Annotated in this window: 19 protein-coding genes; 11 read left to right on the top strand and 8 right to left on the bottom strand. The window is 67.6% G+C overall.

The features are described 5' to 3' along the window. The first annotated feature begins 84 nt into the window (after positions 1-84). From DID96_RS02350 to DID96_RS02360, 3 genes are all read left to right on the top strand, one after another. Entirely contained in the window at positions 85-912 is an 828-nt protein-coding gene (locus tag DID96_RS02350) for an AraC family transcriptional regulator (RefSeq protein WP_124597660.1), read from the top strand. Between the two features lie 81 nt (positions 913-993). Continuing rightward, complete coding sequence (locus DID96_RS02355; protein ID WP_124597661.1) at positions 994-1,395, top strand: cupin domain-containing protein; 402 nt, start codon at positions 994-996, stop codon at positions 1,393-1,395. 8 nt (positions 1,396-1,403) lie between these two features. Beyond that, complete coding sequence (locus DID96_RS02360) at positions 1,404-1,880, top strand: GNAT family N-acetyltransferase (protein ID WP_124597838.1); 477 nt, start codon at positions 1,404-1,406, stop codon at positions 1,878-1,880. 25 nt (positions 1,881-1,905) lie between these two features. On the opposite strand, the gene DID96_RS02365 is transcribed toward DID96_RS02360, so the two are convergent. From DID96_RS02365 to DID96_RS02380, 4 genes are all read right to left on the bottom strand, one after another. Further along, a complete protein-coding gene (locus DID96_RS02365; RefSeq protein WP_124597662.1) occupies positions 1,906-2,382 on the bottom strand; it encodes a DNA-deoxyinosine glycosylase in 477 nt (158 codons plus the stop codon). Next, positions 2,382-2,969, bottom strand: a complete 588-nt coding sequence (locus DID96_RS02370; protein ID WP_124597839.1) for a chorismate lyase — start codon at positions 2,967-2,969, stop codon at positions 2,382-2,384. The genes DID96_RS02365 and DID96_RS02370 overlap by 1 nt, the downstream gene beginning before the upstream one ends. 8 nt (positions 2,970-2,977) lie before the next feature. Beyond that, a complete protein-coding gene (gene htpG / locus DID96_RS02375) occupies positions 2,978-4,876 on the bottom strand; it encodes a molecular chaperone HtpG (protein ID WP_124597663.1) in 1,899 nt (632 codons plus the stop codon). Between the two features lie 131 nt (positions 4,877-5,007). Further along, complete coding sequence (locus DID96_RS02380) at positions 5,008-6,465, bottom strand: PLP-dependent aminotransferase family protein (protein WP_124597840.1); 1,458 nt, start codon at positions 6,463-6,465, stop codon at positions 5,008-5,010. Between the two features lie 250 nt (positions 6,466-6,715). Here DID96_RS02380 and DID96_RS02390 point away from each other — a divergent pair, with 250 nt between their 5' ends. From DID96_RS02390 to DID96_RS02420, 7 genes are all read left to right on the top strand, one after another. Beyond that, positions 6,716-7,399 (top strand): VOC family protein, encoded by a 684-nt coding sequence (locus DID96_RS02390; RefSeq protein WP_124597664.1) that lies wholly within the window; start codon positions 6,716-6,718, stop codon positions 7,397-7,399. 58 nt (positions 7,400-7,457) lie between these two features. After that, positions 7,458-8,366 (top strand): DMT family transporter, encoded by a 909-nt coding sequence (locus tag DID96_RS02395; RefSeq protein ID WP_124597665.1) that lies wholly within the window; start codon positions 7,458-7,460, stop codon positions 8,364-8,366. Positions 8,367-8,518: 152 nt separating this feature from the next. Continuing rightward, positions 8,519-9,700, top strand: a complete 1,182-nt coding sequence (locus DID96_RS02400) for a PLP-dependent aminotransferase family protein (RefSeq protein WP_124597666.1) — start codon at positions 8,519-8,521, stop codon at positions 9,698-9,700. 41 nt (positions 9,701-9,741) lie between these two features. Next, positions 9,742-10,200: a RidA family protein gene (locus DID96_RS02405; RefSeq protein WP_010091080.1), complete on the top strand. Its 459-nt coding sequence runs from the start codon at positions 9,742-9,744 to the stop codon at positions 10,198-10,200. A gap of 16 nt (positions 10,201-10,216) precedes the next feature. Then, entirely contained in the window at positions 10,217-11,107 is an 891-nt protein-coding gene (locus DID96_RS02410; RefSeq protein ID WP_124597841.1) for a PhzF family phenazine biosynthesis protein, read from the top strand. Positions 11,108-11,400: 293 nt separating this feature from the next. Then, the gene (locus DID96_RS02415; RefSeq protein WP_124597667.1) at positions 11,401-13,740 is read left to right on the top strand and encodes an EAL domain-containing protein; all 2,340 of its coding nucleotides are present in this window, start codon (positions 11,401-11,403) and stop codon (positions 13,738-13,740) included. 183 nt (positions 13,741-13,923) lie between these two features. After that, a complete protein-coding gene (locus tag DID96_RS02420) occupies positions 13,924-15,126 on the top strand; it encodes a chromate transporter (RefSeq protein ID WP_124597668.1) in 1,203 nt (400 codons plus the stop codon). Positions 15,127-15,153: 27 nt separating this feature from the next. Here the strand turns inward: DID96_RS02420 and DID96_RS02425 are convergent, their stop codons facing one another. After that, positions 15,154-15,591 (bottom strand): multidrug/biocide efflux PACE transporter, encoded by a 438-nt coding sequence (locus tag DID96_RS02425; protein ID WP_124597669.1) that lies wholly within the window; start codon positions 15,589-15,591, stop codon positions 15,154-15,156. Positions 15,592-15,704: 113 nt separating this feature from the next. Here DID96_RS02425 and DID96_RS02430 point away from each other — a divergent pair, with 113 nt between their 5' ends. Beyond that, on the top strand, positions 15,705-16,589 hold the full coding sequence (locus DID96_RS02430; RefSeq protein WP_124597670.1) for a LysR family transcriptional regulator: 885 nt from the start codon (positions 15,705-15,707) through the stop codon (positions 16,587-16,589). Between the two features lie 118 nt (positions 16,590-16,707). On the opposite strand, the gene DID96_RS02435 is transcribed toward DID96_RS02430, so the two are convergent. The 3 genes from DID96_RS02435 to DID96_RS02445 all read right to left on the bottom strand — a co-directional run bounded on the left by DID96_RS02435 (position 16,708) and on the right by DID96_RS02445 (position 21,863). Further along, entirely contained in the window at positions 16,708-17,166 is a 459-nt protein-coding gene (locus DID96_RS02435) for a CopD family protein (RefSeq protein WP_124597671.1), read from the bottom strand. A gap of 273 nt (positions 17,167-17,439) precedes the next feature. After that, on the bottom strand, positions 17,440-19,761 hold the full coding sequence (gene parC / locus DID96_RS02440; RefSeq protein WP_124597672.1) for a DNA topoisomerase IV subunit A: 2,322 nt from the start codon (positions 19,759-19,761) through the stop codon (positions 17,440-17,442). 119 nt (positions 19,762-19,880) lie between these two features. Beyond that, the gene (locus DID96_RS02445; protein ID WP_124597673.1) at positions 19,881-21,863 is read right to left on the bottom strand and encodes a DNA topoisomerase IV subunit B; all 1,983 of its coding nucleotides are present in this window, start codon (positions 21,861-21,863) and stop codon (positions 19,881-19,883) included. Positions 21,864-22,184 lie beyond the last annotated feature (321 nt).

A 22,184-nucleotide genomic window follows, 5' to 3' on the forward strand; every position in this document is an offset into this window, starting at 1 on the left:
TGAATCTCGCAGGGATAAGGCTTGGATTTGCGGACGAGAGGATAGCATTGCTGTAGGCTGTACCGATCGATGTCGGAGAGATCAATGAACAGCGACACCAGCAAAGTCCGACCCGACTGGATTGCCCGTTCGGAATCCCCCAACGGAGTCGAACGCATCGAGGCCTTTTTCCACGGCAACGCGTACTCGATGCATCGGCACGACACATACGCGATCGGCGTGACCCTTGCCGGGGTCCAGTGCTTCCACTACCGGCGCAGCTTGCGCAGCAGCCTGCCGGGACAGACGATGGTCCTGCATCCCGATGAAGCGCACGACGGTCAGGCCGGCACGATCGACGGGTTTCGCTACCAGATGATTTACGTGCAGCCTGCCGCGATTCAGGACGTGCTCGGCGGGAAGCCGCTGCCGTTCGTCGAAGGCGGCGTCACGAACGATCCGCGCCTGTTCCACGCGACGAAGACAGCGCTGCGCCAGATGCGCGCCGACGCGGAGCCGCTCGAACGCGATGACGCGCTCGCCGGTCTCGCGCTCGCGCTGGAGCGCGCATCGGGTGCACGCGCGCTGCGTAAATCCGCTGATTTCGCCGCGCTGCAGCGCGTGCGCGAGTATTTGCACGCATCGTGCGCGCGAGCCGTTACGCTCGACGAGCTTGCCGCAATCTGCGGACAAGACCGCTGGAGCCTGTCGCGCGATTTCAGAACCTTTTACGGCACCAGCCCCTATCACTACCTCGTCATGCGCCGGCTCGAAACGGCACGCGCGATGATGCTGCGCGGCACGTCCCTCGTGGACGCCGCAACCGCCGCCGGTTTCGCCGACCAGAGCCACATGACCAGGCAGTTCCGTCATGCATACGGCCTGCCTCCCGCACGCTGGCTCGCGATGATGGGCGGCCCGCGCGCCGACTAGCGCGAGCGCGCACAATCGTTCAAGACCGCTCGCCGGCGGCCGGCCTAAGCTCGTTCCAGATGCCACCCGAACGGAGCCGCCATGTACACCGAATCCCGACTGACACCCGAGCAGCGCGGTCAGCACAAGACGATCAACCTGCTCGACAAGATCCGTCAGATCGACGGCCACTGGCAACCGCGCGTCGTTGCCGAAATGAACGACTATCAGTTCAAGGTCGTGAAGATCGTCGGCGATTTCGTCTGGCACCGACATGCCGACACCGACGAGACGTTCATCGTCCTCGAAGGCCGGTTGCGCATCGACTTCCGCGACCGCTCGATCGAGTTGCTTCCCGGCGAAATGGCGGTGGTTCCGAAGGGAGTCGAGCACAAGCCTTATGCCGAGTCCGAAGTGAAGCTGCTGCTGATCGAACCGCGCGGCGTCGTCAACACCGGCGATACGGCCAACGAAAGAACGGCCGAAAACGACGTATGGATCTGAGCGCCGCGATGCAATCGCCGACGCCGATCATTCGCGAAGCCGTGTTCCCCGCCGATACGCGCAGCCTCGTCGCCGTGGTCCGCGAGTATGTCCGTTGGCTGGATATGGATCTGTCCTACCGTGGATTCGATGCCGAAATGGACGCGTTCGAGCAGATCTACACGCTGCCATCGGGCATGTTCTTCATCGCCGATGCCGGTGGCGAGATCGCCGGTTGCGCGGGGCTGCTTCGGCATACGGCGGAAACCGCGGAACTCAAGCGGCTCTATGTACGTGAAGCTTTTCGAGGTTTGTCGCTCGGTGAAGCGCTGGTGACGTCGGTGATCCGCAAAGCGAAGACGCTGGAATTCTCGACGCTGATGCTCGACTCGGTTCCGCAAACCCGTTTCGCACAAAGCCTGTATGAGCGCCTGGGGTTCGTCGACACCCCGCCCTATTACGAGAATCCGTTAGACGGCACCCGGTTTCTCGCGCTCGGGCTTTGACGGTGAATGCCGGGCTGTCGGACCGTCAGGAGCGGATTCCCCGCCAGAACACCAGCTTCTGCTCGAACGACAGCATCGCATTGGCCGGACTCGACGAAGGCAGCACGAGCGTGTCATATCCCGCCGCGCCGATCACATCGGCAAACCGCCCCGCCGTCTTGCCATTGAAGCAAACCTTCTTCAGCAACGGTGCGTGTTCCCGCAATGACTCGAAGTCGTTCGGCGTCGCATTGCGGATCGCCGAATCGAGACTGCCTTCGCGATGGCACGCGGCGAGCACGTCCCAGATGCCGATGCCATGCTTCAGCACGCGTTCGAGGCGTGCGTCGTAGGCAAGTTCATGCAATCCAGGTTCACCTAGAACCGCACCCAAAAGCTTCCAGAACTGATTGCGCGGATGCGCGTAGTACTGCGCGGCGCCGAGCGACGCCTCACCGGGAAAACTGCCGAGGATGATCGTATGCGTGTCCGGCCCGACGACCGGCGGAAACCCGCGCAACATCACGCGGCTCCGCGCGGACTCGGCCCGTCACCGTACGCGGCAACATGCCGCCACAACGCCGGCAACATGCATTCGGTCACCATCAGCGGCGCACCATGACGCTGGAACACCGAGCGCCGCGCGGCGAATGCATGCGGCGCTCGCTCGCCGCCGAGCGCATGGCACGCGAGCGCATACAGCGGATGGCCGGCGATCACGCGGCGGCTGACGAGCGCCGAACGATCGACCTGCGGATCGCTGTACAGCAGTTCGGCGAGCGGCCGCGTGCGCAGCCGCCGCATCGCCTGCCAGATGCCCTTGCTCGCGGCGAGCGGCGCGATGCTGTGCGCGGCGACATACGGCGTGCCGTCGACCGACAGGATCACCTCGCGCACCCACATCGGCGCACGCGGCGCGCTCGCGACGGCCGTGTGCTCGTCGAACCACGGGCTGTCGACCGCCTCGCGCGTCACGCGCACGCTCACGCGGCCGAGCCGCGCGAGATGCGCGGTCAGCGAGCCGCCGCGCGTCAGCCAGTCGCGCTGGTCCAGCGTGCAGCCGGGCCGCGGCGTGTCACGCCAGCCGGCCTGGCCGCCGTCGAACCGCATCCGCGCGTTCACGCGGCGCGCGACAGCAACAGCGCGTTGGTCCGCTTCACGAAGCTCGCCGGATCGTCGAGCATCCCGCCTTCCGCGAGCAGCGCCTGATCGAACAGCAGGTGGCACCAGTCGCCGAAATCGGCGCTGTCGGCGTTCAGCTGCTTGACGAGCGCATGCTCGGGGTTGATCTCGAGGATCGGCTGCATCGCCGGCGCGCTCTGGCCGGCCGCCTTCAGCATCCGCTGCAGGTAGCCGCTCATGTCGTTGTCGTCCGCGACGAGGCACGACGGCGAATCGGTCAGACGGAACGTGACGCGCACTTCCTTCACCTTGTCGCCGAGCGCTTCCTTCATCTTCTCGACGAGCGGCTTGATCGCCTCGCCCGCTTCCTCCTGCGCCTTCTTCTCGTCGTCGTTCAGCGCGCCGAGATCGAGATCGCCGCGCGCAACGCTCGCGAGCGGCTTGCCGTCGAACTCCTGCAGGAACGACAGCATCCACTCGTCGACGCGGTCGGTCAGCAGCAGCACCTCGACGCCCTTCTTGCGGAACACCTCGAGATGCGGGCTGTTCTTCGCGGCCTGCCACGTATCGGCGGTCACGTAGTAGATCTTGCTCTGCTCCGGCTTCATCCGCGCGACGTAGTCGGCGAGCGACACGTCCTGCGCATCGGTGTCGCCGTGCGTCGACGCGAAGCGCAGCAGCTTCGCGATGCGCTCGCGGTTCGCGTGATCCTCGCCGAGGCCTTCCTTCAGCACCTGGCCGAATGCGCCCCAGAAGGTCTTGAACTTCTCCTTGCCGGCGTCCTCTTCCGCGTTCGCGAGCTCCTCGAGCATCGATAGCGCGCGCTTCGTCACGCCTTCGCGGATCGCCTTCACGTCGCGGCTTTCCTGCAGGATTTCACGCGACACGTTGAGCGGCAGGTCCGCCGAATCGACGACGCCCTTCACGAAGCGCAGGTATTGCGGCAGCAGTTGCTCAGCGTCGTCCATGATGAACACGCGCTTCACGTACAGCTTCAGGCCGCCGCGGTAGTCGCGGTTCCACAGGTCGAACGGCGCATGCGACGGCACGAACAGCAGCTGCGTGTATTCGCTGCGGCCCTCGACGCGGTTATGCGTCCACGTGAGCGGATCCTGGTGGTCGTGCGCGATGTGCTGGTAGAACTGCTGGTACTGCTCGTCGGTGATCTCGCCCTTCGAACGCGTCCACAGCGCGCTCGCCTGGTTGACGGTCTCGTCCTCGTCCTTCAGGACCATCTCGCCCTTTTCCTGGTCCCACTCTTCCTTCTGCATCAGGATCGGCAGCGCGATGTGGTCCGAGTACTTCTGGATGATCGACTTCAGCCGGTACGACGACAGCAGCTCGTCCTCGCCTTCGCGCAGGTGCAGCGTGATCGTCGTGCCGCGCTGCGCGCGCTCGATCGCGTCGACCGTGAAGTCGCCCTCGCCCGCGCTTTCCCAACGCACGCCTTCCGACGCCGGCAGGCCCGCGCGGCGGGTCTCGACGCTGATCTTGTCCGCGACGATGAAGCCCGAGTAGAAGCCGACGCCGAACTGGCCGATCAGCGCCGCGTCCTTCTGCTGGTCGCCGGACAGCTTCGAGAAGAATTCCTTGGTGCCCGAGCGCGCGATCGTGCCGAGGTTCGCGATCGCCTCGTCGCGGCTCATGCCGATGCCGTTGTCTTCGATGGTGACCGTGCGTGCGGCCTTGTCGTAGCCGATGCGGATCCGCAGGTTCGGATCGCTCTCGTACAGCGCATTGTTCGCGAGCGCTTCGAAGCGCAGCTTGTCGGCCGCGTCGGACGCGTTCGACACCAGTTCGCGCAGGAAGATTTCCTTGTTGCTGTAAAGCGAATGAATCATCAGGTGGAGGAGCTGCTTGACCTCTGCCTGAAAGCTCATCGTTTCGTGTGCCATGGATCGTGTTTCCTCTTACTTGAATGGTGTGACCCCGACGCGCGGCGCGCTATACCGGACGGCGGCGGGCGGCGGGCGGGTAATGCGCCCCTATCTGGGGACGGGCGGGGGGATTTCAAGGGCGGCAGGCGTCACGACGCCCGCCGCGCAACCGACTCCAGATACCGCCCGAGAAACCCCGGCAGCGCCGGATCGCCGCAGTTCGCGACGTTGAAGCGGGTCCACGTCGACGGCGACTGCTGCGGCGAGAACAGGCTCCCGGGCGTCAGCAGGAAACCTTCCTCGTGCGCGGCGGCCGCGAGCGCGTCCGAATCGACGCCCGTGTCGGCCCACAGGAACATCCCCGCCGCCGGCATCGTGAACAGGCGCAGCCCCGTGCGCTCGAGCATCCGCGCGGTCTTGTCGCGCACGCCGTCGAGCCGCGCGCGCAGCCGCTCGACGTGGCGCCGGTAATGCCCTTCGGTCAGGATCTTGTACAGCACGCGCTCGTTGAGTTCCGGTGTCGTCATGCCGACCAGCATCTTCTGGTCGGTGATCGCCTTCGCGATCTCCGGCGCGCACGCGACATAGCCGACCCGCAGGTTCGCGGCGAGCGTCTTCGAAAAGCTGCCGAGGTAGATCACGCGCTTCAGCTGATCGAGGCTCGCGAGCCGCGTCGCCGGATAGCTCGGCGGGCACAGGTCGCCGTAGACGTCGTCCTCGACGACGAGGAAGTCGTACTGCTCCGCGAGCTTCAGGATCCGGAACGCCTGCGCGGCCGACAGCGACGTGCCGGTCGGGTTCTGCAGCACCGAGTTGATCACGAACATCTTCGGCCGCCACATCTGCACAAGCGTCTCGAGCGCGTCGAGATCGGGGCCGTCCGGCGTGTACGGCACGCCGACGAGCTGCGCGCCCTGCGCCGCGAAGCGGCCGAACATCTGGAACCAGGCCGGATCGCCGACGATCACCGCATCGCCCGGCCGCACGTAGATCCGCGCAATCAGGTCGATCGCCTGCGTGATGCCCGACACGAGCACGAGCTGGTCGGGCGTCGCACCGATCTCCACTTCCGCGAGCCGCGTCTGCAACTGCTGGCGCAGCGGCAGGAAACCCTGAGCGGTGCCGAAGCCGAGCATCTGCGCGCCGGACTGGCGCCCGAGCGCGCGCAGCGCGCCGGTGATCAGCTCGCCGTCGAGCCAGCGGCCCGGCAGGTAGCCGAGACCCGGCCCCTTTTCCGGGCTGACGGTGTGCAGCATGTTGCGCAGCAGCCAGACGACGTCGATCGTGTTGTGCACGGGCGCCGCCTCGGCGCCGCGCGCCGACAGGTCGACCGGCTGCGGGCCGCCGGCCCGCTCGCGCACGTAGAAGCCCGAGCCGCGCCGCGAATCGAGGTAGCCCTGCGCGACGAGGCGCTCGTACGCCTCGACGACCGTGAAGCGCGACACGCTCTTGTCGAGCGCGAGCTTGCGGATCGACGGCATCCGCATCCCGGGGCGGAACACGCGTTCGTCGATGCGCCGCCGCGCCCACTGGACGAGCTGGTCGACGAGCGTGAGCGTGGCCGTGTCGTGCGGGGCGGGAATCTGGTCGAGCGGGACGGTGGACATCATGGGGCTCCAACTGTACCGAAGGGTATCGCGCCGATTGTACCGTTACTGTGCCGGTCTGCACGATTACAGTGAGTCGCACCGGGTGCCGCGCGGTCGCCAACTCGCTCGCCGGTCTGCGCCGGACCTGGCCCGCAGGCCGGTGCCGTGCCGGCGCACGGCGCTTCCGCCGCACGCCGCGCAGGCCGCCCACCCGCCATTACAGTTTCGATTTTCCGACGCGCCTTTCCGAAGCGCTTTTCCGACACTCATGGCAGCCCATTCCCTGACCCTCGACCATCTCGTCATCGCCGCCCGCACGCTCGACGACGGCGTGCGCCACGTCACCGACGCGCTCGGCGTCGAACCGGCCGGCGGCGGCCGTCATCCGCTGATGCGCACCCACAATGCGCTGTTCGGCGTCTGGGGCGGCCTCTATCTGGAAGTGATCGCGATCGATCCGGACGCGCCGGCCGACCGCATGCCGCCGCGCGCCCGCCTGTTCGCGCTCGACGCCCCGGCAATGCAGGCGCGGCTCGCGCACGGCCCGTTCCTTGCGCACTGGGTCGCACGGGTCGACCGGCCGCGCCAGCTCGCGCTCTGGCAGCGCCAGTACCCGGCACGCATCCCGCCCATCGTCGCGATGCGCCGCGGCGAACTAAGCTGGGGTCTCACGGTGCCCGACGACGGCGCGTTCCCCGCCTGGCAGGGCGCGGGCGACGGCCTCGTGCCATCGCTGATCCAGTGGGACAGCGCGCGCCATCCGTCCGACGCGCTGCCGCACGGCGGCATCGCGCTGAAGGCGCTGAAGGGCACGCATCCGCGCGCGGACCTCGTGCGCGAGCAGCTCGACTGGCTCGGCGCCGCCCATCTGCTGGCCGTCGAAGCCGGCGACGGGACGCCTGCGCTCGTCGCCGAGTTCGACACGCCGCAGGGCGCGCGCACGCTGCGCTGACCGCCGCACCGAACACCGCCACTCGTCACACGACACTCGATACGGAGACACCCTCGCCATGAATTCGCGCGAAACCCGGGGCATGCTGCTCGGCCTCGTCGGCGTGATGATCTTCAGCCTGACGCTGCCGATGACGCGCATCGTCGTCACCGAGCTGCATCCGCTCCTCAACGGGCTCGGCCGCGCGCTCGCCGCCGCGGTGCCCGCCGGCCTGCTGCTGTGGTGGCGGCGCGAGCCGCTGCCGACGCGCGCGCAGCTGAAAAGCCTCGCGATCGTGTCGGCCGGCGTGATCGTCGGGTATCCGGTGTTCTCCGCGTGGGCGATGAAGACGGTGCCCGCGTCGCACGGCGCGGTCGTCAACGGGCTGCAGTCGCTGCTGGTCGCGCTTTACGCGGCATGGCTGTCGCGCGAACGGCCGTCGACGGGCTTCTGGATCAGCGCGGTGACGGGCAGCGCGCTCGTGATCGCGTTCGCGCTGCGCGACGGCGGCGGTACGCTGCAGGCGGGCGACGCGCTGATGCTCGCCGCGGTCGGCATCGGCGCGCTCGGCTATGCGGAAGGCGCACGCCTCGCGCGCCAGATCGGCGGCTGGCAGGTGATCTGCTGGGCGCTCGTCGTATCGGCGCCGTTCCTTGCGCCGCCGGTCGCCTGGCTCGCGTGGGTGCACCACGCGGCCCATCCGGGCCCGCTCGCGCTGCGCACGTGGCTCGCATTCGGCTACGTGACGCTGTTCTCGCAGTTCATCGGCTTCTTCGCGTGGTACGCGGGCCTCGCGATGGGCGGCACCGCGCGCGTCGGCCAGGTGCAGCTGCTGCAGATCTTCTTCACGATCGCGTTTTCGGCGCTGCTGTTCGGCGAGTCCGTCGCGCCGTCGACGTGGCTGTTCGCGGCCGCCGTGATCGCGACCGTGATGCTCGGCCGGCGGGCCTCGGTGGCCGCCGCGCCGCAACCCGCTCGCGCTGGCTGAAATGGTGCGCCATAATGGCCGTTTTGCCTGACCGGTTTTGCCCACCCGGCCGCGCCTGACCGATCGCAGTCGACCCAGCCTACCCGGCCGCGTCGCACCGACCGGCCCGGCCGACCATCATGACTGACCCTGATATCCGAACGAGGAGACATATGAATCCGAGCGACCTGCACCCGCCGCACTGGCAGCTTTCCGAACGCGCCCGCAAGCTGACGAGCTCTGCGATCCGCGAAATCCTGAAGGTCACGGAGCGCCCCGAAGTCATCTCGTTCGCCGGCGGCCTGCCCGCCCCCGCCACGTTCCCGGCCGAGCGCATGCGCGCCGCCGCCGACCGCGTGCTGAGCGATGCGCCGGCCGCGGCGCTGCAGTACAGCGCGACCGAAGGCTACCTGCCGCTGCGCGAGTGGATCGCCGAGCGCTACAGCGTGCGTGTGTCGCAGGTGCTGATCACGACCGGCTCGCAGCAGGCGCTCGACCTGCTCGGCAAGGCGCTCGTCGATCCGGGCAGCCCGATCCTCGTCGAAACCCCGACCTACCTCGGCGCGCTGCAGTCGTTCTCGCTGTACGAGCCGCGCTACGTGCAGGTGCCGACCGACGAGCAGGGCCTGCTGCCCGAAGGCCTCACGCCCGAGCTGACGCAAGGCGCGCGCCTGCTGTACGCGCAGCCGAACTTCCAGAACCCGACCGGCCGCCGCCTGCCCGTCGAGCGCCGCCGCGCACTGGCCGCGTTCGCGCAGACGAGCCCGTTCCCGGTGCTGGAGGACGATCCGTACGGCGCGCTCAACTACCAGGGCGAGCCGCTGCCGACGATGCTGTCGATGGCGCCCGACCACATCGTGCACCTCGGCACGTTCTCGAAGGTGCTCGCGCCGGGCCTGCGGATCGGCTACATCATTGCCCCCGAGGAACTGCACTTCAAGCTCGTGCAGGCGAAGCAGGCAACCGACCTGCACACGCCGACGCTCACGCAGCGCATCGCGCACGAGGTGATCAAGGACGGCTTCCTCGACGAGCACATCCCGACGATCCGCCAGTTGTACGGTGCGCAATGCGAGGCGATGCTCGGCGCGCTCGCGCGCCACATGCCCGAAGGCGTGACGTGGAACCGCCCGGAAGGCGGGATGTTCATCTGGGTGAAGCTGCCGCAACAGATCGACAGCATGAAGCTGCTCGACGCGGCCGTGGCCGACCACGTCGCGTTCGTGCCCGGCGCGCCGTTCTTCGCGGACGACGCACAGCTGAACACGCTGCGCCTGTCGTTCGTCACGGTGCCGCCCGAGAAGATCGAGGAAGGCGTCGCGCGGCTCGGCAAGCTGCTGCGCGAGCGTCTCTGATCCCCCTTTCCTTTCACGACCTGCAACGAGGAATCGAACAGATGGCAAACGTCTACGACAAACTGAAGTCGCTCGGCATCGAACTCCCGACCGCCGGCGCCCCGGCTGCCGCCTACGTGATGAGCGCGCAAAGCGGCAACACGGTGTACCTGTCCGGCCACATCGCGAAGAAGGACGGCAAGGTCTGGGCTGGCAAGCTCGGCGCCGACCTGACGACCGAAGATGGCAAGGCTGCCGCACGCTCGATCGCGATCGACCTGCTCGCGACGCTGCACGCACACACGGGCGACCTGAACAAGGTCACGCGCATCGTCAAGCTGATGAGCCTCGTGAATTCGACGCTCGACTTCACCGAGCAGCACCTCGTGACCAACGGCGCGTCCGAGCTGATCGCCGACGTGTTCGGCGACGCGGGCAAGCACGCGCGTTCGGCGTTCGGCGTCGCGCAGATCCCGCTCGGTGCGTGCGTCGAGATCGAGCTGATTGCCGAAGTTGCATAACGGCGCCGGCGTCACGGTGTCCGGCCGCAGCCACCGCTTCAAGCAGGTCGACGTCTTCACGTCGGTGCCGTTCAAGGGCAATCCGCTCGCCGTGGTGTTCGACGCCGACACGCTCGGCGACGACGCGATGCTCGAGATTGCCCGCTGGACCAACCTGTCCGAGACGACGTTCCTGTGCACGCCGACCGATCCCGCCGCCGACTACCGCGTGCGGATCTTCACGCCGTGCGGTGAGTTGCCGTTTGCGGGCCACCCGACACTCGGCACTGCGCACGCGTTTCTCGAAAGCGGCCGCGTGCCGCGCACGCCGGGCCGGCTGATCCAGCAGTGCGGGGTCGGCCAGGTCGCGCTGCGCGAGCAGGCGGACGGCTGGGCATTCGCGGCGCCGCCCGCGCGGGTCACGCCGCTCGCGCGCGCCGACTACCCGGTGCTCGCGGCGGCGTTGCGCTCGGCCGACATCGATTTCGATGCCGAACCGTGCGCGGTCGACAACGGCGCGCCCTGGCTCGTCGTGCGGATGACGTCAGTCGACGCGTGCATCGGCCTCGCGCCGGATGTGGCGGCGCTGGAAACGCTCACGCACCGCTATGGTGCACACGGGCTCGCGGTCTACGCGCCGCATCCGTCTGGCGGCCCGGCGACGTTCGAAATCCGCTGCCTGATGACGGGCGGCAGCTTCGGCGTCGGCGAGGACCCCGTCACCGGCAGCGCAAACGCCGCGCTGGCCGGGCTCCTGACTCGCCAGGAGCGCCGCCCCGGCCCGTCGTACACGGCACGCCAGGGCACGGCGATCGGCCGCGACGGCCGCATCGGCGTCAGCTACGACGATGCCACCGGCGCGATCTGGATCGGCGGCCATGCGGTCACGATCGTCGACGGCACTTTCGGTGGGGCGGCCAGCCGCTAGGTGGCCTCCGCTAGGTGGCCTCCACCAGATGGCCTCCGCCGGGCGGCCTCCGCTGCCCGGCCCCACGCCCTTCCCTCTGATTTTTCGCCGCGCGCGATGCGCGCCGCGCTTGCCGGCGCTATGCTTACCCCGGCTATCGAAAAAATCTGCCAACCAGTAATATCGGGCCTAATCCGTCGCATGGGGGTCTGTCCACAGATGCGCATTGCGCAGACGAACAGACGTTGACGCGACCCTATATTCAGCCATTCCGAGCGGATGGCACACGCGCGCCAGGACGCCGCACCCTTTCGATGAGCTCCGCCCGGTCATCCCATTCACCGTCGACGCGACCTTTGCGCGCCCCGCGCAAGTCGCGCCGCCGGGCGCTGTTCGCGATCCCGCTGCTCGGGATGCTCGCGCTCGCGCTGCTGTGGGCGGTGATCGTCGCGCGGCTGTCGGTCGAGAAGGACAGTGCCTACAAGGAAGCAGCGGCTTCCGCGGCGATCCTGTCGTCGGCGCTCGAGCAGCACACGGTGAAGTCGATCCATCAGGTCGACCAGATCACCCGCTTCGTGAAGTTCGAGTTCGAGAAGGCGCCCGCGCGCTTCAACCTCGCGAGCACCGTCGAAAAAGGCGTCGTGCCGAGCGATACGCTGATCCAGGTGTCGCTCGTCAACGCGAAGGGGATCCTGTTCGCGACCACGGTCGACCGCAATCCGAAGCCGATCGACCTGTCCGACCGCGAGCACTTCAAGGTGCACCTGAAGCACAACGACAACCAGCTCTATATCAGCAAGCCCGTGCTCGGCCGCGTGTCCGGCCACTGGACGCTGCAGATGACCCGGCGGCTGAACAATCCGGACGGCAGCTTCGCGGGCGTCGTGGTGGTCTCGGAGGATCCGAGCTACTTCACGAACGACTTCTACAACAACGCGGCGATCGGCAAGGAAGGCGTGATCGCGGTCGTATCCGACACGGGCGCCGTGCTCGCGCGGCGCACGGGCTCGCTGAGCAACGCGCCGGGCGCGTTCTCGGCGTCGGGCGTCTATCCGGTCGCCGAGCGGACCTCGGGCACGATCCTCGACCCGATCGACGGCGTCACGCGCATCGTGTCGTACCGCCATCTCGACGGCTATCCGCTCGCGGTGATGGTCGGACTGTCGCAGGGCGAGGAGTTCGCCGACTACAACCACACGCGCAACGTCTACCTGCTGATGACGAGCTTCATCACGCTCGCGATGCTTGCGTTCTTCGGCGTCGCGACGGGGCTCATCGGCAAGCTGCTCGGCCGCGAGCGCGAGATGACCCAGCTCGCCGAATACGACCTGCTCACCGGGCTCGCGAACCGCTACGCGACACTGCGCGGGCTGCGCAACGACGTGTCGATGCCGACCAGCCTGTCGCGGCTCGGCCTGCTGTTCATCGATCTCGACAACTTCAAGACCGTCAACGACACGCTCGGCCACAACGCCGGCGACATCGTGCTGCAGATGACGGCGTCGCGCCTGTCCGACGCGGTCGGCGACGAGGGCGCGCTCGCGCGCATCGGCGGCGACGAGTTCGTCGTCGTGATGAAGGGCGACGACGTCGAGCGGCGCGCGGTGCGACTCGCCGAGGCGATCATCCGGATGTTCGGCGAGCCGTTCGACGTGCGCGGCAGCTCGTTCGTCCTGCACGCGAGCATCGGCATCGCACTGCACACGGTCGCGAACGAAAGCGAGATCGATCTGTTGAAGAAGGCCGACCTCGCGATGTACAGCGCGAAGGACGCCGGCAAGAACTGCTACCAGTTCTACGCGCCGCACCTGTCGCATCGCGCCGACCACCTGATGCGCTGGGAACAGCAGCTGCGCGTCGCGCTCGCCGAGGATCAGCTGTTCCTCGCGTACCAGCCGAAGATCGATCTCACGCACCGCCACATCACCGGCTTCGAGGCGCTCGCGCGCTGGGACCACCCTGAACACGGGATCATTTCCGCGAACGAATTCATTTCGATCGCCGAATCGACGGGGCTCATCGTGCCGATCGGCGACTTCGTGATCCGCACCGCGTGCGAGCAGATCGCGCGCTGGCGCGACGAAGGGCACGGCACGCTGACGCTCGCCGTCAACATCTCGCCCGTACAGTTCTGGCGCGGCGACCTGATCGAGACGATCTCGCGCACGCTGCAGGACACCGGCATCGAGGCGAGCCGCCTCGAGCTCGAGATCACCGAGACCGCGATGATGGAGTATCCGGAGCTCGTCTCCGAGAAGATCGTCGCGTTGAAAAAGCTCGGCATCCGCATCGCGCTCGACGATTTCGGCACCGGCTACTCGTCGCTGTCGTACCTGCACCGTTTTTCCGTCGACACGCTGAAGGTCGACCGCTCTTTCGTGCAGGCGATCCCGAACGACCGCAGCGTGTGCGTGATGGTCGCGTCGATCGTGCATCTCGCCCGTTCGCTCGGGCTGACGGTGGTCGTCGAGGGCACCGAGACCGAAGAGCAGATTGCCTGGCTGTCCGCGCTAGGCGAAATCGAGGCGCAAGGCTTCCTGTTCTCGCGCCCCGTGCCCGCGGACGCGATCCCGTCGCTGCTCTCCCGCTTCGGCGTGCGCGGCGAGCACCCGCACGTCGTCCCGCACCGCGCAACCGGACATACGGGCACCTGAGCGCCCGCCGCCGGCGGAATGTTTCGTTCCCCAATCGGATTATTTAGTTCATTTACTAGCGTTTTCGCGCATGGCTGCCGCATGCCGCGCGTCGGAAAATGATACGGAGAAGTACGTCCGCGGTTCGCATGCCGATTCGCGAGGGCCTCCTCCCGACTCGCATGAACCCGCGCTGCTACACATATGATGAGCGTCGAAGCCGAAGCCGCACAACGCGTCGAGCGGGCCTCCCTGTGGAGCCTGTTCAAGGTCGTTGCGACCATTTCCGCGATGTCGTGGGGCGGGCTCGCGATGATGGCGCAGCTCGAGCGCCATTACGTGCACCGGATGCAGCGCATCGAGCCGCACACGTTCGGCGACCTCGTCGCGCTTGCATGGCTCGTGCCTGGGCCAGTCGGCTGCAATGTCGCGGTGCAGGTCGGCCAGACGCTGCACGGCCGCATCGGCGCCTGGATCGCCGGTTTCGCGAGCGTGTTGCCGTTTTTCGTGATGATGACGCTGTTCGCGATCTTCTATCGCACGCCGTTCGTGCGCTCGCTCGCCGCGCCCGTGATGCTCAACCACTTCAGCATGGTGCTGGCCGCGCTGATCGGCGTCACGTGGGTCAAGCAGTTGCGCACGCTCGTGCGCGCGCCGCTCGAACAGGCGATCGCGGCGCTGTCGACGGTCCTGCTCGCGTTCGCGCACAGTCCCGCGGCGTTCGTCGTGATTCTGTTCGCGGCGTTCGCGGCAGGCTGGCTGACCGGTCGGCCGCAGGACAACGCGGTCGACTTCAGGCTGTCGACGCGCGACCGCAAGCTGCTCGTGCTGCTCGCGGTATTCGTCGCGCTGTTCGCACTGCCGGTTCCCGGCGACTACCAGACGACACTGCTGTGGCCGCGGCTCGCGGGCGCGGGCATGACGCTGTTCGGCGGCGGCTTCTCCGCGCTGCCGGTGCTGAAGGCGCTGTTCGTCACGCCCGAGACCGGCATCTCCGATCACGACTTCACGCTCGCTTTCGCGCTGTCGCCCGTGTCGCCGGGGCCGCTGCTGAACGTCGTGCCGTTCCTCGGCTACCTGACCGACGGCTGGCGCGGCGCGCTCCTCGCGACCGCCGCCCTCTTCATCCCGTCCGGCTGCCTCGTCGTGTTTGCCCAGCGCCAACTGTTCCGGCTCAAGCGCCATGCGCGTTTCGAGCACGGGATGCGCCTGCTGCGCGCGGCGACGACCGGCTTTCTCGTCGTCGCAATCGTGAAAATCCTGCACCGCGAACCGGCCGATCCGATCTATTGGGTCACGGGCGCGTTCGCGATGCTGTGCTTCGCGCGCTTCAGGGTGCCCGTGTTCCTCGTGTACGGCGCGGTTGCGATCGCGTGCGGCGCGTGGCTGTGGGCGGCCGCGCACTGAGCGGCCGCCCACAGCCACGCGCCAGCGTCACAGCGCGACGCGACGCGCGAGCCGGCGCGAGCGCAGGTGGTCGTACGCGAGATTGAAGCAGAACGTGTAAGGCAGGAAAAACAGCACGATGCCGAGGTCGAGCAGCAGCGCCTCGACGAGGCCGATGCCGAGCCACCACGCGGCGAGCGGCACCACCATCGCGACGAGCCCCAGCTCGAACGCGAGCGCATGCACGATCCGCATGCCGAGATTGCGCACCAGCCCGAAACGGCGCTCGAACCGGTCGAACAGCGTGTTGAACGTCATGTTCCACGCCATCGCGATCAGCGACACCATCACCGTCAGCGCGCCGACATGCGATACCGGCATGTCGAGCAGCCACGCACCGATCGGCGCGCACAGCGCGATCGCGACCAGTTCGAACGTCAGCGCATGCACGAGCCGTTCCGTCACCGTTTTGTTGGGATGTTTCATTGCAGCCTCCGATCCTGACATATGATCCATGCCCGCCATTCTGATCGGCATGACCGCGTGAATCCAATTGAGTATCATCGGTTTTTCCGATGAAACGATGCCAGGAGCCCCGTATGCGTCACGCCCCGGAAGCCTTGCTTGCGTTCGCGGAAGCCGCGCTGCTCGGCTCGTTCACGGCCGCCGCGCGCAAGCTCGGCAAACGCCAGTCGACCGTGTCGGAAGCGATCGCGAACCTCGAGATCGATCTCGGCGTGCAACTGTTCGACCGCTCGACGCGCGCACCGACGCTGACCGATGCCGGCCGCGCACTGCTGCCGCACGTGCAGCGCGCGCTCGAGGCCGGCGCGGCGATCGACCGCACCGCCGCCCGGCTCGCGCACGGCGAGGAGGCGCGGCTGACGCTCGTGGTGTCCGACACCTATCAGTCGAAGCGCTACGAGGAGACGCTGACGGCGCTCGAGCAGCGCTTTCCGGCACTCGAGCTCGAATGCCAGATCGCCGAGCACGAGGACGTGCTGGACCTGATCCAGCAGGGCCGCGCGCAGCTCGGGCTGATGGCCGCGCGCGCGGCCTATCCGCCCGACATCGGCGCGGCGACGATCGCGGAGGAATCGGAGATCGGCCTGTTCGTCGGGCGCACGCACCCGCTCGCCGCGCATCGCGACGCCGAGGTGCCGCATGCCGCGCTGCGCGATGCGCGCGAGCTGCGCCTCAATACGTACGCGACGCCGGACGGCCGCGAAGCGGACGGCCTGATCGTCGCCGGCACGCGCCGCTGGTCGGCGCCGAGCTACCTGATGTTGCTGGAGATGGCGGTGCTGGGATTCGGCTGGGCGGAACTGCCCCGCTGGATGGTCGAGCATTTCGCGCGCGACCGGCTCTGCGAGCTGCGGGCACGCGGCTGGCCGCGCCGGGTGCGGGTCGATGCGGTGTGGTCGCGCAGCCGGCCGCTCGGCCCCGCGGGCGCGTGGCTGCTCGACGCGATGCTGGCCGCGTGAACGGCGCGGCAAGCGGGAGCAGAAGCGGGAACAGAAGCGGAATCGGAAATGGGAGCGGAAGCGGGAGCGGCAACGGGCACGCCGCCGCGCACCGCCCGCGCAAAGCCGTCAGAAGCTGTCAGAAGCCGCGCGACAGCACGGCCGCGCCGACCGTCACGGCGCCGAGCACGAGGTTGACGACGACGAGCAGGCGCACCGCGTTCACCGCACGCGCGCCGTCGGGCCAGTTCTGCGCCTGCACCGCGCGGCGGATGCGCGGGAACAGCGCGAAACGGATGTGACCGAAGATCAGCATCATCACGACGCCGAGGCCGGCCATCGCGTGCAGCGCCCAGGTCGCGTGCGCGCCGCCGAACTGCATCAGCAGGAAGCCGCCGGACAGCAGGATCACGATCACCGACCCCGCGACCCAGTTGAAGAAGCGGCCGAACACGCCCTCGATCAGCGGCAGCCGCAACTGCGGCGACAGGTCCGACAGCGCCGGCCGCAGGCAGAAGTTGGCGAACACCATCCCGCCCACCCACACGGCGACGGCCAGCAGATGGAGAAATAACGCGACGGCAATTGCGTGGGACATGGCGAGAATCCTGTTCTGTTATGTTTGGGATGATGTGGCGAACCGGCAGTCGCGCTGCGAACCGGCGCGACGCAAGAACGCGTCGCGCGAGCTGCGCATGTGCGCTGCACCGAGCGACGTTCGACAGGTACGCTACCGCTCGGTTCAGGCCTGCGTGCGGATTTCACAATATTTTGCAAGTCCTGCGTGACGGTGGCACGCAGCGCCGACGAAAAAGGCCGCACGGCCGCCGAAGCGGCCGTGCGGCCCCAGGATGCCGCGGATGATACGCGCTCAGCCGAGCAACGGACGCAGCCCGCCGATGGTCTTGAGCTTCGTGTCCGGCGCGCGGCCCTTGCGCGCGCGCTTGCCGACCTGCGGCGCGAGCGCGCTGCCGGACAGCGTTTCCTCCTGCGCCTTGCCGCCACGGCCCGTGCCGATCAGCACGACGCCGGCCGGATCGATCGCGAGCGCCTGCACGAGGGTTTCCTTGTCGTCGAGCGCCATCAGGATCACGCCGCGGCCGCCGCCCGACAGCGTCTTCATCTCGTCCATGCCGAACACGAGGAGCCGCCCGCCGCTCGACAGGCACGCGACCTGCGTCGCGTTCGGCAGCACCGGCATGGGTGCGAGCGGCACCGCGCCCGCATCGATCGTCATGAACGCCTTGCCGGCCTTCACGCGGCTCACCATGTCGCCGACCTTCGCGAGGAAGCCGAAGCCATTGCTCGACGCGAGCAGCAGCGGCTGCTCGGCCGGCGCCGCGAAGTAATGCATCAGGTGCGAGCCCGATTCGAGTTCGATCAGCGACGTGACGGGCACGCCGTCGCCGCGCCCGCCCGGCAGCACCGACACGTCGACCGAATACACGCGGCCGCTGCTGCCCCACGCGATCAAGCGATCCGGCGTGCGGCACTGGAACGCCGCGTACAGGGCGTCGCCGGCCTTGAACGTGAAGCCCGCCGGATCGAGCCCGTGGCCCTTCAGCGCGCGCACCCAGCCCTTCTGCGACACGACGACCGTCACCGGCTCGTCGACGACCTTCGCCTCGAACGTCGCGCGCTTTTCCTGCTGGATCAGCGTGCGGCGCTCGTCGCCGTACTGCTTCGCGTCGGCCTCGATCTCCTTGATCATCAGCCGCTTCATCGCGCTTTCGTTCGCGAGCAGCTCCTCGAGCTTCGCCTTCTCGTCGCGCAGCGACTCGAGCTCCTTCTCGATCTTGATTTTCTCGAGCCGCGCGAGCTGACGCAGGCGGATTTCGAGGATGTCTTCGGCCTGGCGCTCGGAGAGGCCGAACGCGCTCATCAGCGCGGCCTTCGGCTCGTCCGACTCGCGGATGATGCGGATCACCTCGTCGATGTTCAGGAAGACGATCATCCGGCCTTCGAGGATGTGGATCCGGTCGTCGACCTTCGCGAGACGGTGGCGGCAGCGCCGCGTCATCGTGAGCTGGCGGAACTTCACCCACTCGTCGAGGATCGTCAGCAGCCCCTTCTGGCCCGGCCTGCCGTCGGCGCCGACCATCACGAGGTTCAGCGCCGCGTTCGATTCGAGGCTCGTGTACGCGAGCAGCGAATTGACGAACTCGGTCTGGTCGATCGTGCGCGACTTCGGCTCGAACACGAGCCGCACCGGCGCTTCCTTGCCCGACTCGTCGCGCACCGCGTCGAGCAGGTCGAGCATCGCCTTCTTCGTGTTGAGCTGCTCTGGCGTCAGCGTCTTCTTGCCGAGCTTGAGCTTCGGGTTAGTCAGCTCCTCGATTTCCTCGAGCACCTTCTGGCACGACGTGCTCGGCGGCAGCTCGGTGACGACGAGCTGCCACTGGCCGCGCGCGAGATCCTCGATCTTCCAGCGCGCGCGCACCTTCAGGCTGCCGCGGCCGCTCTCATAGGCCGCGGAGATTTCCGCGTCGCTCGAGATGATCTGGCCGCCGCCGGGGAAGTCCGGGCCGGGGATCAGCGCCATCAGCTCCGCATGCGTCAACTTCGGGTGACGAATCAGTGCAACGGCCGCCGCCGCGACTTCGCGCAGGTTGTGCGACGGGATCTCGGTCGCGAGACCGACCGCGATGCCCGACGCACCGTTCAACAGTACGAACGGCAGGCGGCCGGGCAGCGTCTTCGGCTCCTCGAACGAGCCGTCGTAGTTCGGCATGAAGTCGACCGTGCCCTGGTCGATCTCGTCGAGCAGCAGCTTCGAGATCGGCGTCAGGCGCGCTTCGGTGTAACGCATCGCCGCCGCGCCGTCGCCGTCGCGCGAGCCGAAGTTGCCCTGCCCGTCGATCAGCGGATAGCGCAGCGAGAAATCCTGCGCGAGCCGCACGAGCGCGTCGTACGCGGACTGGTCGCCGTGCGGGTGGTATTTGCCGAGCACGTCGCCGACGACGCGCGCGGACTTCACCGGCTTCGCGTCGGGGCCGAGGCCCATTTCGTTCATCGCGAACAGGATCCGGCGCTGCACCGGCTTCTGGCCGTCGCAGACGTCCGGCAGCGCGCGGCCCTTCACGACGCTGACCGCATAGCTGAGATACGCCTGCTCCGCATAGTTGCCGAGCGTCAGCGCGTCGTTGCCGGGCGCGTCAGACCCGGCAAAGAGATCGGGAGTGTTGTCGTCCATCTGAATTCGAATTCCGTGTTCGTGTGTGGCGCGCGCATCGGCCGAACGTCATGCCCGGCTCGTGCGCGCCAGGAAAACGCCGGGCCTTTCCGGGCTTTCCTGTCCCCTTCAGGGGGCGCTCAAATATCCGCTTCGACTTCGTTGCCCTTTTCCTCGAGCCAGCCGCGACGCGCGGCCGCCTCGCCCTTGCCCATCAGCATCGTCATGCGCGCGACCGTCGACTCGTAGTCGAGCGCGCCGAGCTTCACGGGCATCAGGCGCCGGGTGTCGGGGTTCATCGTCGTATCCCACAGCTGCTCGGCGCTCATTTCGCCGAGGCCCTTGAAGCGGCTGATGCTCCACTGCGTGTCGCGCACGCCGTCCTTGCGCAGCTTGTCGAGGATCGCTTCGAGCTCGCCGTCGTCGAGCGCGTACAGCTTCTGCGCGGGCTTCTTGCCGCGCGCGGGCGCATCGACGCGGAACAGCGGCGGCCGCGCGACGAACACGTGACCACGCTCGATCAGTTGCGGGAAATGCTTGAAGAACAGCGTGAGCAGCAGCACCTGGATGTGCGAGCCGTCGACGTCCGCGTCGGACAGGATGCAGATCTTGCCGTAGCGCAGGTTCGACAGGTCGACGCTGTCGTCCGGGCTGTGCGGATCGACGCCGATCGCGACCGAGATGTCGTGCACCTCGTTGTTCGCGAACAGGCGGTCGCGCTCGGTCTCCCACGTGTTCAGCACCTTGCCGCGCAGCGGCAGGATCGCCTGGTATTCCTTGTCGCGGCCCATCTTCGCGGAGCCGCCCGCCGAGTCGCCCTCGACGAGGAACAGCTCGTTGCGCGCGATATCTTCAGTCTCGCAGTCGGTCAGCTTGCCGGGCAGCACCGCGACGCCCGAGCTCTTGCGCTTCTCGACCTTCTGGCCCGCACGGGTGCGCGCCTGCGCCTGCTTGATCACGAGTTCGGCGAGCTTCTTGCCGTGCTCGACGTGCTGGTTCAGCCACAGTTCGAGCGCCGGGCGCGAGAACGACGACACGAGCTTCACCGCATCGCGGCTGTTCAGGCGTTCCTTGATCTGGCCTTGGAACTGCGGATCGAGCACCTTCGCGGACAGCACGAACGACACGCGCGCGTACACGTCTTCCGCGAGCAGCTTCACGCCCTTCGGCTGCAGGTTGTGCAGCTCGACGAAGCTCTTCACGGCCTGGTAGAGGCCATCGCGCAGCCCCGATTCGTGCGTGCCGCCGGCCGGCGTCGGGATCAGGTTCACGTACGACTCGCGCACGAGCGAGCCTTCCTCGCTCCATGCGACGACCCACGTCGCGCCTTCGCCTTCGGCGAACGTGTCGTCGCCCGAGCGCGAATCGGCGAAACGCTCGCCTTCGAACAGCGGGATCAGCAGCTCGCTGCCGTTCATCTCGTCGAGCAGGTAGCCGCGCAGGCCGTCCTCGTACTTCCAGCTCTGGCGCTCGCCGGTCTTCTCGTTGACGAGCACGACCTCGACGCCCGGCAGCAGCACGGCCTTCGAGCGCAACAGGCGTTGCAGCTCGCCGAGCGGCAGGTTCGGCGAATCGAAGTATTTCGGATTCGGCCAGACCTGCACGCGCGTGCCGGACTTCTTCTCGCCACGGCCCGCGGCCTGCGTCGCGAGCGGCTTCACGACGTCGCCGTCCGCAAAGCCGAGACCGGCAATCTTGCCATCGCGCCAGACGGTCACGTCGAGACGTGTCGCGAGCGCGTTCGTCACCGACACGCCGACGCCGTGCAGGCCGCCCGAGAACGTGTAGGCGCCGCCCGCGGCCTTGTCGAACTTGCCGCCTGCGTGCAGGCGCGTGAACACGATCTCGACGACCGGCACGCCTTCCTCGGGATGCAGGCCGAACGGGATGCCGCGGCCGTCGTCCTCGACGGATACCGAATGGTCCGCGTGCAGCGTGACGGTGATCTGCTTGCCGTAGCCGCCGAGCGCCTCGTCGGACGCGTTGTCGATGACTTCCTGGATGATGTGCAGCGGATTCTCGGTACGGGTGTACATGCCGGGCCGCTGCTTGACCGGCTCGAGACCCTTGAGCACCTTGATCGATGCTTCGCTATAGGCCGCGCTGGGCTTCTTCGTTGACATAGGCACTGAATTTCGTCATTCATCGGGACCTTGTCCACATCTCGTGTGGACAACGTCGTGGACAAAGCGTTGAGTTCCGTAAAAAAGCGAATCGTAACAACGGTGTGCTTGGACTGCTCCGAAAGCGGGCGCGCAGCGTGCGCCGCGCAGCCCGAAACGCGCCGTATTCTACTGGTTCCGCGCGACGCGCCACTGCGCGAAAAGCGGATCGCAGCAGCACCGCTGCGGCAGGCCCGCGCAGGCGTCGACGCGAAGGACAGCCGCACGGATCGCCATCCCGCGGACGGCTGCCCCACGGATGGCTGCCCCGCGGATGGCCGC

The organism is Burkholderia sp. Bp8963 (genome assembly GCF_003854275.1).
Lineage (GTDB): Bacteria > Pseudomonadota > Gammaproteobacteria > Burkholderiales > Burkholderiaceae > Burkholderia.

Coding starts and splice junctions, on each gene's coding strand:
- DID96_RS02350 (WP_124597660.1), top strand. CDS start 85: ATGAACAGCGACACCAGCAAAGTCCGACCCGACTGGATTGCCCGTTCG.
- DID96_RS02355 (WP_124597661.1), top strand. CDS start 994: ATGTACACCGAATCCCGACTGACACCCGAGCAGCGCGGTCAGCACAAG.
- DID96_RS02360 (WP_124597838.1), top strand. CDS start 1,404: ATGCAATCGCCGACGCCGATCATTCGCGAAGCCGTGTTCCCCGCCGAT.
- DID96_RS02365 (WP_124597662.1), bottom strand. CDS start 2,382: ATGTTGCGCGGGTTTCCGCCGGTCGTCGGGCCGGACACGCATACGATC.
- DID96_RS02370 (WP_124597839.1), bottom strand. CDS start 2,969: ATGCGGTTCGACGGCGGCCAGGCCGGCTGGCGTGACACGCCGCGGCCC.
- htpG (WP_124597663.1), bottom strand. CDS start 4,876: ATGGCACACGAAACGATGAGCTTTCAGGCAGAGGTCAAGCAGCTCCTC.
- DID96_RS02380 (WP_124597840.1), bottom strand. CDS start 6,465: ATGTCCACCGTCCCGCTCGACCAGATTCCCGCCCCGCACGACACGGCC.
- DID96_RS02390 (WP_124597664.1), top strand. CDS start 6,716: ATGGCAGCCCATTCCCTGACCCTCGACCATCTCGTCATCGCCGCCCGC.
- DID96_RS02395 (WP_124597665.1), top strand. CDS start 7,458: ATGAATTCGCGCGAAACCCGGGGCATGCTGCTCGGCCTCGTCGGCGTG.
- DID96_RS02400 (WP_124597666.1), top strand. CDS start 8,519: ATGAATCCGAGCGACCTGCACCCGCCGCACTGGCAGCTTTCCGAACGC.
- DID96_RS02405 (WP_010091080.1), top strand. CDS start 9,742: ATGGCAAACGTCTACGACAAACTGAAGTCGCTCGGCATCGAACTCCCG.
- DID96_RS02415 (WP_124597667.1), top strand. CDS start 11,401: ATGAGCTCCGCCCGGTCATCCCATTCACCGTCGACGCGACCTTTGCGC.
- DID96_RS02420 (WP_124597668.1), top strand. CDS start 13,924: ATGATGAGCGTCGAAGCCGAAGCCGCACAACGCGTCGAGCGGGCCTCC.
- DID96_RS02425 (WP_124597669.1), bottom strand. CDS start 15,591: ATGAAACATCCCAACAAAACGGTGACGGAACGGCTCGTGCATGCGCTG.
- DID96_RS02430 (WP_124597670.1), top strand. CDS start 15,705: ATGCGTCACGCCCCGGAAGCCTTGCTTGCGTTCGCGGAAGCCGCGCTG.
- DID96_RS02435 (WP_124597671.1), bottom strand. CDS start 17,166: ATGTCCCACGCAATTGCCGTCGCGTTATTTCTCCATCTGCTGGCCGTC.
- parC (WP_124597672.1), bottom strand. CDS start 19,761: ATGGACGACAACACTCCCGATCTCTTTGCCGGGTCTGACGCGCCCGGC.
- DID96_RS02445 (WP_124597673.1), bottom strand. CDS start 21,863: ATGTCAACGAAGAAGCCCAGCGCGGCCTATAGCGAAGCATCGATCAAG.